13 protein-coding genes are annotated in these 12,190 nt (G+C 58.8%); 7 read left to right on the forward strand and 6 right to left on the reverse strand.

Annotated features, from left to right (window positions below; all coding sequences use genetic code 11):
• Window positions 1-117 precede the first annotated feature (117 nt).
• Window positions 118-996 (forward strand): polyphosphate kinase 2, encoded by an 879-nt coding sequence (gene ppk2, locus JJB09_RS05585; protein ID WP_201654425.1) that lies wholly within the window; start codon window positions 118-120, stop codon window positions 994-996.
• A 198-nt stretch (window positions 997-1,194) separates the two neighbouring features.
• Entirely contained in the window at window positions 1,195-2,109 is a 915-nt protein-coding gene (ubiA, locus tag JJB09_RS05590) for a 4-hydroxybenzoate octaprenyltransferase (protein ID WP_201654428.1), read from the forward strand.
• Window positions 2,110-2,300: 191 nt separating this feature from the next.
• Here ubiA and JJB09_RS05595 read toward each other — a convergent pair whose 3' ends face one another.
• Window positions 2,301-2,840: a GcrA family cell cycle regulator gene (locus JJB09_RS05595; RefSeq protein WP_201655558.1), complete on the reverse strand. Its 540-nt coding sequence runs from the start codon at window positions 2,838-2,840 to the stop codon at window positions 2,301-2,303.
• Between the two features lie 422 nt (window positions 2,841-3,262).
• On the opposite strand from JJB09_RS05595, the gene JJB09_RS05600 reads away from it, so the two are divergent.
• From JJB09_RS05600 to JJB09_RS05610, 3 genes are all read left to right on the forward strand, one after another.
• Window positions 3,263-4,453, forward strand: coding sequence for an aspartate aminotransferase family protein (locus tag JJB09_RS05600; protein ID WP_201654431.1), 1,191 nt, complete (start codon window positions 3,263-3,265; stop codon window positions 4,451-4,453).
• 61 nt (window positions 4,454-4,514) lie between these two features.
• On the forward strand, window positions 4,515-5,429 hold the full coding sequence (argF, locus tag JJB09_RS05605) for an ornithine carbamoyltransferase (protein ID WP_201654433.1): 915 nt from the start codon (window positions 4,515-4,517) through the stop codon (window positions 5,427-5,429).
• A gap of 92 nt (window positions 5,430-5,521) precedes the next feature.
• Entirely contained in the window at window positions 5,522-6,523 is a 1,002-nt protein-coding gene (locus JJB09_RS05610) for an Hsp33 family molecular chaperone (RefSeq protein ID WP_201654436.1), read from the forward strand.
• Here JJB09_RS05610 and apaG read toward each other — a convergent pair.
• On the reverse strand, window positions 6,516-6,908 hold the full coding sequence (gene apaG, locus JJB09_RS05615) for a Co2+/Mg2+ efflux protein ApaG (protein WP_201654439.1): 393 nt from the start codon (window positions 6,906-6,908) through the stop codon (window positions 6,516-6,518). The two genes, JJB09_RS05610 and apaG, sit on opposite strands and share 8 nt — an antisense overlap.
• A 120-nt stretch (window positions 6,909-7,028) precedes the next feature.
• Window positions 7,029-7,727, reverse strand: coding sequence for an orotate phosphoribosyltransferase (locus tag JJB09_RS05620; RefSeq protein WP_201654442.1), 699 nt, complete (start codon window positions 7,725-7,727; stop codon window positions 7,029-7,031).
• 167 nt (window positions 7,728-7,894) lie between these two features.
• On the opposite strand from JJB09_RS05620, the gene JJB09_RS05625 reads away from it, so the two are divergent.
• A complete protein-coding gene (locus tag JJB09_RS05625) occupies window positions 7,895-9,259 on the forward strand; it encodes a M24 family metallopeptidase (RefSeq protein WP_201654445.1) in 1,365 nt (454 codons plus the stop codon).
• Here the strand turns inward: JJB09_RS05625 and JJB09_RS05630 are convergent, their stop codons facing one another.
• The 3 genes from JJB09_RS05630 to JJB09_RS05640 form a co-directional block, all read right to left on the reverse strand.
• A complete protein-coding gene (locus JJB09_RS05630; protein ID WP_201654448.1) occupies window positions 9,260-9,820 on the reverse strand; it encodes a dihydrofolate reductase family protein in 561 nt (186 codons plus the stop codon).
• Between the two features lie 90 nt (window positions 9,821-9,910).
• Window positions 9,911-10,801: a LysR substrate-binding domain-containing protein gene (locus JJB09_RS05635; protein WP_201654451.1), complete on the reverse strand. Its 891-nt coding sequence runs from the start codon at window positions 10,799-10,801 to the stop codon at window positions 9,911-9,913.
• 264 nt (window positions 10,802-11,065) lie between these two features.
• On the reverse strand, window positions 11,066-11,419 hold the full coding sequence (locus JJB09_RS05640; RefSeq protein WP_201654454.1) for a DUF805 domain-containing protein: 354 nt from the start codon (window positions 11,417-11,419) through the stop codon (window positions 11,066-11,068).
• A gap of 453 nt (window positions 11,420-11,872) precedes the next feature.
• Between JJB09_RS05640 and JJB09_RS05645 the strand changes: the two genes are divergently transcribed.
• A complete protein-coding gene (locus JJB09_RS05645; RefSeq protein WP_246748596.1) occupies window positions 11,873-12,178 on the forward strand; it encodes a hypothetical protein in 306 nt (101 codons plus the stop codon).
• The last annotated feature ends 12 nt before the right edge of the window (window positions 12,179-12,190 follow it).

Here is a 12,190-nt window from a genome sequence, read left to right on the forward strand (position 1 = left end):
TGTAACTGTCTGTTCTAGCGCCAAATTGTAACAGCTTTTTCACGCAATGCTTGAATTCACAAGCTGGTTGTGCCCTCCTCTGGACAAAAGCAGAAACGCAAACTGGAGGATACAGCGGTGGATGAAACTGAAATTGCGCCGGTGGAAATCGCAATCAACGGCACAAAGCGCATTTTCGACATCGACGATCCCGTACTTCCCGAATGGATCGACAAGAAGGCGCTGGAGTCCGGCAATTACCCGTACAAGAAAAAGCTCGAGCAAGCGGCGTATGAGAACACACTCGAGCGTCTGCAGGAAGAACTGGTCAAACTACAGTCCTGGCAACAGCAAACCGGCGAGCGGGTGATTTGCCTGTTCGAAGGACGCGATGCGGCTGGCAAAGGCGGCGCCATCCACGCCATCATGTCCTATATGAATCCACGCACGGCCCGCACCGTGGCGCTGACCAAACCCACCGAGACCGAGCAGGGCCAATGGTACTATCAGCGCTATATCTCGCAATTTCCAGCCAGAGGCGAGTTCGTCAATTTCGACCGCTCCTGGTACAACCGGGCGGGCGTCGAACCCGTCATGGGCTTCTGCAAGCCCGAACAGTATGAGAAATTCCTGAAGAGCACGCCACGTTTCGAGAAACTGATCGTCGACGAAGGCGTTCGGTTCTTCAAGTTCTACATCGACATCGGCCGCGAGATGCAACTGAAGCGGTTCCACGACCGTCGCCACAGCAAACTCAAGTCGTGGAAACTCTCGCCGATGGATATAGCCGCCCTCGGCAAGTGGGACGAATATTCTGGCATGCGCGACCGGATGCTGAAGGAAACACATACGGATGACGCACCCTGGACCGTGGTGCTCGGCAACGACAAGCGGCGAGCCCGCCACAACATCATCCGCCATATCCTCGACAAAATCGACTACGAAGGCAAGGACAACAAGGTGATCGGAGAGGTCGATGGAATGATCATCGGCAAGGGTGCCGGCATTTTGAAATGAAGCGAATGGACGAACAACAGGCCGGGAACGACCCCATCCGTTAACTGAAATGTGGAGTTAAGGCAGGTAACGAGTTGAACCGCTTGCCACACGGAAGTCGTGGCGGTTTTCCCTGCCGGAGATATCTTCGTGAAGCATTCTGCACACTCAACTGTCGCAGAATGCCCATTTTCACGACAACGAGCTTGAGATTATATCATGACGACCTTAAATCGCCCGGACCTGAGCGACATCCACCGGGGCGACTGGGTGGACCGCCGCTTGCCGATTGCATGGCGACCATACACCCGACTTGCACGGCTGGATCGCCCGGTGGGAATTTGGCTGACACTTTTACCCTGCTGGGCTGCGCTTGTCCAAGCATCGCACGGTCTTCCGGACATTCGACAGCTGGTCATCTTCTCCATCGGAGCTTTACTGATGAGAAGCGCCGGCTCAACGGTAAACGACATCGCAGATCGGAAATTTGACGGCCACGTAGAGCGGACCCGCTTTCGGCCCCTGGCAAGTGGACAGATCGGCACCCAACAAGCCTTTGCTTTTCTGGCGCTTCAGCTTGCGCTCGCGGCTTCGCTGCTGTTCTTCCTTACGCCCTACACGCGCTTGGTCGCGATATGCGTTCTGCCGCTGGTATTCATCTACCCACTCTGCAAACGTTTCACCTATTGGCCCCAAGCAGTCCTGGGCGCAGCGTTCAATTGGGGGATGCTCATGGCCTGGGCGGAGGTTGCCGGACACATTCCGGTAGGCGCGTTGCTTATGTGGGCCGGGGCCATCGCATGGCAGATCGGCTACGATACCGTTTATGCCTATGTTGACGCGAAAGATGATACTCGCCTCGGCCTGAAATCGACGGCAATCCTGTTCGGCCAGCATGGCAGGACCTGCATCGGCCTGTTTTACGCCCTGACGGTCGGGGCGTGGTCGCTAGGGGGCTGGTTGTTGGGCATGTCGTTGCCCTACGCCGTTGGAATGCTGGTGATCGCCGCGCACCTTGCGTGGCAGACAGGGCGGGTTGATCTAGCTCGTCCGGAGGTGAATTTTCGCCTGTTCCTGGCCAATGTTTTGACTGGCGCGCTATTGGCCTGCACGGCAGTCATTGGAACATGGTGAGAGGTTCAAGCTAGCCGCAAATGCCCAGAGTCTTGCGGCTAAACCGCTCTTCTTGAACCTTATGGGAAATAATGCCGCACGCGATCAGTCGCATAGCTTCGAATTTGCGGCCTATTTCTGCGTCGGCAGGTCTTCCACATTTTATCAAAGGCCGGGAAAATGACCCGGCCTCCGAGTGGAACTGTGACTGGTTACCGTACGCGGCGGCGCTCTGCCGTCGGCTGATAAGCCATCTTCTGATGGAAATTGCAGTAGGGAGATGTGTCCGGAGAATCATTGCCACAGAAGCAGAAATCTTCCTTGAGCGGGTCCCCGATCGGCCACTTGCAGGTCCGCTCGGTAAGCCTGATCAGCGGAACCCGACGGAAGATCGGCACGACGACGTTGTCGCTCGAGGTCGTCTCCATCACTTCCATGATGTCGACTTCCATTTCCTCTTTCAGCATCGTGGCGCCGGCGGCGCGGGTGACCGTACGGGTCACCATCGTGCGCGGAGCGAAGCTCGCGGTACGCGTCTGCGTGACACTGCTGGTGGCGACGGTGGCGCGCTTCTGCGAACGAGGCGCGGTGGTTCCGCCTGCTTTCGCCCGACCCGGAAGGCTGAGACGATGGACCTTGCCGATCACCGCGTTGCGGCTGACGCCGCCCAGTTGGGCCGCGATCTGACTTGCGCTCAACCCTTCGGACCAAAGCTTCTTAAGCCTCTCGACGCGATCATCGGTCCAATTCACGGTATTATCCATAGAAATGTTCCTTCTTGCGGAATCCCTCACCGAACTCCGACATGTACCGAAGTGTAGCTCGCCAGTAATTTCGGTGACTAGTTCCGCCGCATGCAGTCTAGTATTTGCGATTAACCTAAAGAGCCAGCGACTCCGTGACAAGAGAGGAGGGAATCTGCGGGAATCGATTTTGGAGTTATCCCCAAGATTGATTTGTCAACCATCAAACAGGAATGAAATCCCGCGGCGCCACTCACTCTCACATAGGCGCCGTCGGTAGCCACCAATTGCGGGTTTTTGTTGACGGCTGAGCGAGAAATGACGATAGTGTCGCTGCCGCCCGTTGGGGCGGCTTTTTGATTTATGCACGCCTGCCGGAAATGGCCCCAAGCGGTAATGCTCCAGCAGCAGGAATACCAGGGAAGACCGAAATGACGGATGCCACCCCCCTTTACGAGACTTATGCACGCGCACCGATGCGGTTCGAGCGCGGCGAAGGTGTGTGGCTGATTACCGAAGGCGGCGAACGCTACCTGGACTTCGCAGCTGGCGTCGCCGTCAATTCGCTTGGCCACGGCCATCCGCATCTCGTCGAGGCGCTGAAAGCTCAGGCCGAAAAGCTCTGGCACACCTCCAATCTCTATCAGTCACCGGGCCAGGAAAAGCTCGGTGCCCGGCTGATCGACAACACGTTTGCCGACAAGGTGTTCTTCACCAATTCCGGCGCTGAAGCACTGGAATGCGCGATCAAGACCGCACGGCGCTACCATTATGCCAAGGGCCATCCGGAGAAATTCCACATCGTCACTTTCGAAGGCGCCTTCCATGGCCGCACGATTGCCACGATCGCGGCCGGCGGCCAGCAGAAGTACATTGACGGTTTCGGCCCCAAGGCTCCGGGCTTCGACCAGGTGCCATTCGAGGACATGGACGCGCTGAAAGCCGCAATCACCGATACGACCGCGGCAATCCTGCTGGAACCGGTTCAGGGCGAAGGCGGCCTCCGAGCCTTCTCGGTCGACTTCCTCAGGGCAGTGCGGGCACTCTGCGACGAGAACGGCCTGCTGCTGATCCTTGACGAAGTGCAGTGCGGCGTGGGTCGGACAGGCACATTGTTCGCGTATCAGCATACAGGCGTCACCCCGGACATCATGGCCGTTGCCAAAGGCATCGGCGGCGGCTTCCCGATGGGCGCCTGCCTGGCAACCGCCGAGGCGGCCGCGGGCATGGTCGCCGGCACCCACGGCTCGACCTATGGCGGCAATCCGCTGGCTATGGCAGTAGGAAATGCGGTGCTGGACGTCATGCTGTCGGAAGGTTTCCTGCAGCACGTCAATGACGTCGCACTGGTTTTCCGCCAGGGACTGGCATCGATCAAGGACCGCTTTCCCGGGATTATCGAGGACATTCGCGGCGAAGGCCTTATGATCGGCATCAAGGCGAAAGTCCCTGCGGCCGACCTGCTACAGGCCATGCGTGACGAAAAGCTGCTGAGCGTCATGGCCGGTGACAATGTCATCCGGCTGTTGCCGCCTCTTATCACCACCGCCGAAGAGGCCCGTCAGGGACTCGCACTCCTCGAAACGGCCGTCGAGAAACTTGAAGCCAGCCGTCTGCGATGAAGCTCGCACAGACACCGGAACAGGCATCGATTTCTCATTTGGTTTGACAAGGAATACAGGCATGGAACCCAGGCACTTTCTCGATCTTTCGGCAGTTTCCGCAGACGCATTGCGCCACATCATGGATGACGCGAAGACCCGCAAGACCGCGACCAAGGACGGCACGGCAGGAAAGCCTCTCGCCGGCAAGATGCTCGCGATGATCTTCGAAAAGCCCTCGACGCGCACGCGCGTGTCTTTCGATGTCGGCATGCGCCAGCTCGGCGGCGAGACGCTATTTCTTTCTGGCACGGAAATGCAGCTGGGCCGGGCTGAAACGATCGGCGACACCGCCAAGGTTCTATCCCGTTATGTCGATGCGATCATGATCCGCACCACCGATCACAATCGCCTGCTGGAACTGGCCGAGCATGCCACCGTTCCCGTGATCAACGGATTGACGGATTCCACCCATCCTTGCCAGATCATGGCCGACATCATGACGTACGAGGAACATAGAGGCGCCATCAAGGGCAAGACCGTCACATGGACCGGCGACGGCAACAACGTGCTGCATTCGTTGATCGAGGGTTCGGCCCGGTTCGGCTACCGCATGAACATGGCGGTGCCGCTCGGCAGCGAGCCTGATGACAAATACCTCAATTGGGCGCGCAACAATGGCGGCCAGGTAATGTTGTGCCATGACGCCGAAAAGGCGGTCGACGGCGCAGATTGCGTCGTCACAGACACCTGGGTTTCCATGAACCAGGAGCACAAGGCGCGCGGCCACAATGTCTTCATGCCGTTCCAGGTCAACAGCGCGTTGATGAAACGGGCAAATCCGGATGCATTGTTCATGCACTGCCTGCCAGCGCACCGTGGCGAAGAAGTGACCGATGACGTGATTGACGGGCCGCAGTCCGTGGTTTTCGACGAGGCCGAAAACCGCCTGCATGCCCAGAAATCGGTGCTCGCCTGGTGCTTCGGCGCGATCTAGGGTCGCCTGACAGCCTTGAATCTGGTACGTAACCCCTTATCTGTGTCGCTTGTAGAGGCATGGATTGCATGCCCGTATTTCCGAGAAAAGATATGACGCCCGATACTCTTCATGCCGGGGAGCCCGGCTTTGCTGGTGATGACCACGTTGTGCCCTTCCAGGTCGAAGGGCTCGACATTCGCGGTCGCGCCGTGACGCTGGGACCCCTCACCGACGCCATACTCAGCCGGCACCAGTATCCCGGACCGGTCGCCCGTCTGCTTTCCGAGACCATTGCGCTGACCGTTCTGTTAGGAACCTCGCTGAAATTCGAGGGCAAGCTGACCGTGCAGACCCAGAGCGATGGCCCGGTCAACTTTCTGGTCGCCGATTTTGCCGCGCCCGATGGCGTTCGGGCGTACGCGCGATATGACGACGAGGCGCTTGAGCAGGCCGTCAAGGCAGGCAAGGCAGAGCCGCACGAACTGCTCGGCAAAGGCATACTCGCGTTCACCATCGACCAAGGCCCCAATACCCACCGTTATCAGGGGATCGTGCAACTCGACGGCGAAACCCTGGAGGAAGCAGCGGCAGCCTATTTCCGTCAGTCCGAGCAGATCCCGACACGGGTGAGGCTTGCTTCCGCAGAGCTTTTCGACCGTGACGAGAACGGCAAGCTTCGCCACACCTACCGTGCCGGCGGACTGGTCGTGCAGTTCCTGCCGGAAGCGCCGGACCGGATGCGCCACCGCGACCTGCATGGCGGCGATGGCGACGACGGCTCACACAGCTTCGAGGAAGACGACACCTGGGCAGAAGCGCAGATGCTCGCTTCAACAGCGGAAGCGGAAGAACTGACCGACCCGAACCTCGGCGTCGAGAGGTTGCTTTTCCGGCTGTTTCATGAGCGTGGCGTGCGCGTCTACGACGCCCAGCCGGTGCATGACCGATGCTCATGTTCCGAGGACCGGATTCGCGGCGTGATATCGGGCTTCTCCGCCGACGAAATCGTTTCCACGATCGAGGATGGAGAAATCAGAGTGACTTGCGAATTCTGCTCGACGCAGTATCGCTTCGCACCGTCAGAGTTCATCGTGCCGACAGAACCTAATTGAGGGTGCGCTGCAGGCCGGGAGAATCCAGGGAAAAGGCCGGGATGGTGACGTCGAACGTGTCGCCCGTCTCGGTCTGCATCTGGTAATGCCCGTACATCATGCCTGAGGGTGTATCGAGCGGGCAGCCGGAATTGTATTCGAACGTATCGCCGGGACCAAGCACGGGCTGTTCGCCGACGACGCCCGGCCCCGTCACCTCATCGACCTGCCCGTTTTCATCCGTGATGTTCCAGTAACGGTGCAAGAGTTTCACCGTCTGATCGGAGTGATTGGCAATGACTATGCGATATCCCCAGACATAACGGCTGTCGGCGGGTTCTGACTGCTCCGCGAGATAATAGGGCTCGACCGAAACCTCGATATCCCGTGTGGTGGCTTGGTACATGCCGTTCCTTCCCAGTCGGCGGGCATTTTCCCGAGTCCCTATCCCTTAAGACGGGGCATGGTCAAGAATAGTCTCTAAATCCTGAACAACAGGTGAGCGAAACGTCCGATCTTGAGACATTCATGCGGTGGGCAGTTCGGAAACGCCACCATGCGCTGCCGACCAGGCCAGCGGACTGTCCAGAAACGCTTCGACCGAATTCAAGGTCGCATCATCGAACAGGGCCTGATCGCGTGCGACCTTGAGCACTTCGCGCCAGGTGGCGATATGGTGCAACGCGACCTTGCCGCTGGAAAAGCGCGCTTCTGCCTCGGCAAAGATGCCGTAGTAGAAGAGAGCCATGCCATGATCGACGATGCCGCCAGCAGCGCGGATGGCATCGATGAACTTGAACATCGATCCACCCGCCGTGGTCAGGTCTTCGATCACCAGCACGCGTGCGCCTTCCTTCATCTCACCCTCGATCTGGGCGTTGCGGCCGTGGCCCTTCGGCGCCTTGCGCACATAGATCATCGGCAATGAGAGACGCTCGGACAGGAACGCGGCAAAGGGAATGCCGGCCGTTTCTCCGCCGGCGATGCAATCGAACTGTTCGAAGCCGGCTTCCGACATGATGGTGGCGGCGGCAAAATCCATCACTGCCGAACGGATGCGCGGATACGAAATCAGCTTGCGGCAATCGATATAGACCGGGCTCATCATTCCGGACGCAAGCTTGTAGGGTTGGTCGGCACGAAAATGAACGGCCTTGATCTCCCAGAGCATCTTCGCCATCAGCGCGGCCATGGTGGATTTGTCGGTGAAGGCATTCGAGAACATGGGCAGACTCCGGGCTAGCGTTTCAGAGCGCTTAGCAAGAAGTGACCCATGAGAAAAGGACTCTTCGGGCTTTTCCGCTCAAGTTCAGCCTCTGCGCATGCGCGGGAGGCTACTTGGCGGCGCGGCCATTCCCGCTATAGTCGCTGTGCATCGCTTGAGGAGGAAACATGTCGATCGATCTTCGTCCCGTTCGTATTCCCGATTTCGGAGTCCCGCAAGTCCGCCCGGCTATCCCACCGGCGATCTACGAGACGCGAGCAACCGAAGCCTACCGGCGCGCTGGCGCAGACTGGCTTGTTGTTTATGCCGATCGGGAACATCTGGCGAATATCGCTTTCCTCACCGGCTTCGAGCCGCGTTTTGAGGAAGCCTTGTTCATCATGGGCAAGGACGGCAGGCGATATTTGGTGACGGGTAACGAAAGTGTCAGCTACGCACCGATCGCGGGCTTGGCCGACATCGAGGTGTTGCTGTGCCAGACCATGAGCCTGATGGGCCAGACACGCGCGAGCAAACCCAATCTTGCGGAAGTTCTTCGCGGCATTGGCCTGACGAAGGGCTGCACCATCGCGCTCGTCGGTTGGAAGTATCTCGCTGCCGATGAGTGGACCGGGGCGCTGCCGACTTTCCAGGTTCCCGCTTTCATTGTCGATACGCTGAAGATGGTGGCAGGCGACCCCGCCGCGATAAAAGATGCGACGGCCGTTCTCATGCATCCGCAGGACGGGCTGCGCTCGGTCGTCGATGTCCATCAGATCGCAGCCATCGAGTGGGGTGCTGCGCGTGCTTCCGCCGCTGTGCGGAGGATCTTCGAGGGCGTGCGCGAGGGCGACGATGAATTCCTAGCCGCCAGCCGCATGGGCTATGCCGGTGAGGAACTGAGTTGCCACGTCATGCTCGCGACAGCATCCCGGGGCAACCCGGTGATCGGACTCCGCAGTCCCAATGGGCGGAAAATCACTCGCGGCGACGGCATCACCACCGCCGTCGGCTACTGGGGTGGATTATCATCGCGTGCCGGCTTGTTCGCCGATCACGACGACGTGTTTCTGGAAACTGCCAAATCGTATTTCCGCGGGCTTGTCGAATGGTATGAGACCGTCGACATCGGTGTGGCAGGTGGAGAGATCTTCGCAAGGACCGTCGCCAAGCTCCGTGAAGGGGGGCTCGATTCCGCGCTCAATCCCGGCCACCTGATAGGCCACGACGAGTGGAGCCATACGCCGATCCGGCCCGGCTCGACAGAAACCATTCGCTCCGGCATGCCAATTCAGGTCGACGTCATCCCTGTGCCGATGCCCGACAACTGGGCGCTCAACAACGAGGACTCCGTCGTCATCGCCGACGAGACCTTGCGTGCGGATATCGCCCGGCTCTACCCGGATGTCCATGCCCGAATGATGGCGCGGCGCACGTTCATGAGGGACGAGATCGGCGTCGACCTCAATTCCTCGATCCTGCCAACGTCGAACATTCCGCTCTGCCTGCCACCCTTCTGGCTGGACTCCGGCAAGATGCTGACACTTGGCTAGTCAGCGGACGGCGTAGCTGAGGAATACCTTGCCGCTGCTGAAGATCCGGGAATTGCAGAGCTTCATGTCGGCGCGGGCCCGCAGTCCTTCAAACGGCGTGCGACCATCGCCCAACACCACAGGATTGATCACTAACTGATATTCATCGATCAGCTGCGCCTCGGCGAGTTGCTTGATGATGCTGCCGGAACCGAGGATGGCGATGTCGTCGCCCTCCTCCTGCTTGAGCGCTGCGATTTCCGCGACGAGCTCGCCTCTGAGGATGCGGGTATTTTGCCATTCCGGCTGTTCAATCGAGCGGGAGGCAACGAGTTTGGGCATGGCATTCATGCGTTCCGCGACCACCGGGTCGTTCTGGGCCGCAAACGGCGTTGGCCAATAGCTTGCCATCAGGTCGTACGTGACACGGCCCATCAGCAATGCGCCCCCGCTCCGGGCATTGTCGGCCACGAAATTGTTGAACTCCTCGTCCTCGCCGTCATGGGCCCAACTGAAGTCACCATCGGGGCCGGAGAAATAGCCATCGAGCGTTATGTTGGTAAAGGATGTCAATCTGCGCATCGCTTTGCTCCCTGTTGCCTCAGGCAAGGACGCATGTCGGCCCTGCTGCTACTACACACATTGCAAACTTTTCTCTCCCGCGATCAGCCGTCACCGCCCCTCGAATTGCGTCTGGATCCAGTCCGCAAAGATCCTCGCACCCGGCGACAATTTCGAAAAATCCCGCGCGACGAGATAATAGGCCCCATGAGGCAGTGCGAGATCGAAGGGAGCAACGAGGCTCCCAGCCGCAATCTCTTCGGCGGCGAATTGCCGATCGCACAACCCCACCCCATGCCCCCGCAACACGGCCTGCATTACCAGCGCGCCATCGGCAAAGACCGGACCGCGGTCCGGATCGCGGCTGTCGGTCGCGGAAAGGGCAAACCAACGCCCCCAGACCCGCCGGCTTTCCTCGTGCAGCAAGCTATAGGCAAGCAGATCGGGTGGTTCTTCTATCGCCGGCCCCGTCGCCATCAGGGACGGCGCGATCATCGGGGTCATCTCGACACCGGCCAGCCGTACCGATTGCGTCCGTGGCCAGCGGTTCACAACATCGCTGTGGCGGATGGCAAGTTCTGCTTCGCTGGTGCGGAATTCCACAAGCCTTGGATCGGATTCGACCGTGACATCGACATCCGGATGGAGGCCCCGGAATGCAGCAAGCTGTGGGACCAGCCAGAGAGCGGCAAAGGTCGGTTCGCTGCTGATTGTGAGAGATGAGGACGAAACCAGGCGACCAATACGGGTAAGCGCTGCATCGAAGCTGTCAAAACCGGCTGTCAGTACCGCCAACAGCCTTTCGCCCTCATCCGTTAGGGCGACGGCGCGATGCAGCCGATCAAACAGTGGCTGGCCGATCAGGGCTTCCAATTCCCGCACCTGCCGGCTGATGGCGGCCTGCGAGACGAAAAGCTCTTCGGCAGCCGCCGTGAAACTCTGCAAACGCCCGGCAGCTTCAAAGCTCCGCAATGCCGTCAGGGGTAATCGTCCGCGCTTCATGCATAACCTCAGGTCATGTGAAGCCGGCACTATACTCGTTTGAGCAATCAGCACAATCGGCGTCCAATGCCCCCAACAGAAAGGATAGAGCCATGATTGCCGCTATTCTCCAGATCTATCTCAACGTTGCAATGATCGTCACCATGCAACATGTGCCGGCTCGCAGCGAGGGCCAGCAATGCAGGGATTTTTGACATCGTAACAGCCAATGGAAGGCCCGGCAGCGGGATGCGCGACCGGGCCTTCGAATTCAGGATTGACAGATCAGGCGACCGGTTCGTTGCCGAACTGGTTATCGCCAGGCGTTCCTTCTGTCGCATACCAGTAGATCAGCAGGATTCCGCCGATAAGCGGCACCAGGCAGATCAGGATCCACCAACCAGACTTATCCTTGTCATGCAGGCGGCGGATGCTGACAGCCAGACCCGGTATCAGGGTCGCCAGCGAGAACAGCAGGCCCACAAGCGGTATGCCGATAAGGTTATCGACAATGCCGAGAACGACCGAGGCGATGATCACGAAAAGCACATACCACCAGAATTCCGAACGGCTCGCCCGACCTCCGAAATCGGCATATTTGAGCGTGAGAACCGTTTTAACTGCATCAGTAAAATTCATTGAAGCCCTCGAATGGATCAAAATGTTTGTCATGCGTCCGGCCCTGCAGGCTGGACCGCTGCCCTGAATACGGGCTGGCCGCCGACTTTATTCATTGACGGATCGATCAGTTGAGACGCGACACAGCCCATCTACAGTGCAAAAGTATGAAGAACCGATCGACTTGCAAGTACTTTTCTCACTGCAGGGAATAAATGACCCGCCAAAACCGTCTGACTGAAGCTGGAATGAGCAGATAAAGCACCATCCGGCCGCGTATGCCTGCAGCGCCTTATTGACACATAGGCGGATCTGCGCAGTTTCAGAGTGTTACAGCCGCCGTCGGATAGATTCCTATATGCGATGGCCGCAGCATCACTTTTTCATGAACGAATGGAGCAAGTAATGATTTCACAATGGTTTCTTCGTTTCGGCGTGTTATTCGCGCTGATCGGAATGTGTCTTGGGATCTACATGGCAGCAACCCACGATCACACGCTTTCGCCTGTGCATGCCCATATCAATCTGGTCGGATGGGTGACGATGTTTCTTTCCGGCTTATTTTACGCGACATATCCCGGCAGCCAGGGCCGGCTGGCCGGTTTCCATCTCGTGCTGTCCGTCCTGGGGCTCCTGATCATGGCGCCCGGCATCGCAGGCGTTCTGCTCGGGTACCCCTGGGGTGAACCACTCGCCGGCGTCGGATCGCTGATGACCCTGATAGCAATCGTCATCTTTGCGCTGATCGTGTTTTCGGCACCGGGTCGCCAGCGCGCCTGATGCAGAGACGAA

Origin of the sequence: Phytoamicus setariae, from assembly GCF_016722925.1 — a bacterium.
Lineage (GTDB): Bacteria > Pseudomonadota > Alphaproteobacteria > Rhizobiales > Rhizobiaceae > Rhizobium_E > Rhizobium_E setariae.

What these genes read in the sequence shown, in the direction of transcription:
- JJB09_RS05600 (WP_201654431.1), top strand. Translation starts at nt 3,263, where the DNA reads ATGACGGATGCCACCCCCCTTTACGAGACTTATGCACGCGCACCGATG.
- argF (WP_201654433.1), top strand. Translation starts at nt 4,515, where the DNA reads ATGGAACCCAGGCACTTTCTCGATCTTTCGGCAGTTTCCGCAGACGCA.
- JJB09_RS05640 (WP_201654454.1), bottom strand. Translation starts at nt 11,419, where the DNA reads ATGAATTTTACTGATGCAGTTAAAACGGTTCTCACGCTCAAATATGCC.
- JJB09_RS05645 (WP_246748596.1), top strand. Translation starts at nt 11,873, where the DNA reads ATGGCAGCAACCCACGATCACACGCTTTCGCCTGTGCATGCCCATATC.
- JJB09_RS05630 (WP_201654448.1), bottom strand. Translation starts at nt 9,820, where the DNA reads ATGCGCAGATTGACATCCTTTACCAACATAACGCTCGATGGCTATTTC.
- apaG (WP_201654439.1), bottom strand. Translation starts at nt 6,908, where the DNA reads ATGTACCAAGCCACCACACGGGATATCGAGGTTTCGGTCGAGCCCTAT.
- JJB09_RS05635 (WP_201654451.1), bottom strand. Translation starts at nt 10,801, where the DNA reads ATGAAGCGCGGACGATTACCCCTGACGGCATTGCGGAGCTTTGAAGCT.
- JJB09_RS05625 (WP_201654445.1), top strand. Translation starts at nt 7,895, where the DNA reads ATGTCGATCGATCTTCGTCCCGTTCGTATTCCCGATTTCGGAGTCCCG.
- ubiA (WP_201654428.1), top strand. Translation starts at nt 1,195, where the DNA reads ATGACGACCTTAAATCGCCCGGACCTGAGCGACATCCACCGGGGCGAC.
- JJB09_RS05620 (WP_201654442.1), bottom strand. Translation starts at nt 7,727, where the DNA reads ATGTTCTCGAATGCCTTCACCGACAAATCCACCATGGCCGCGCTGATG.
- JJB09_RS05610 (WP_201654436.1), top strand. Translation starts at nt 5,522, where the DNA reads ATGACGCCCGATACTCTTCATGCCGGGGAGCCCGGCTTTGCTGGTGAT.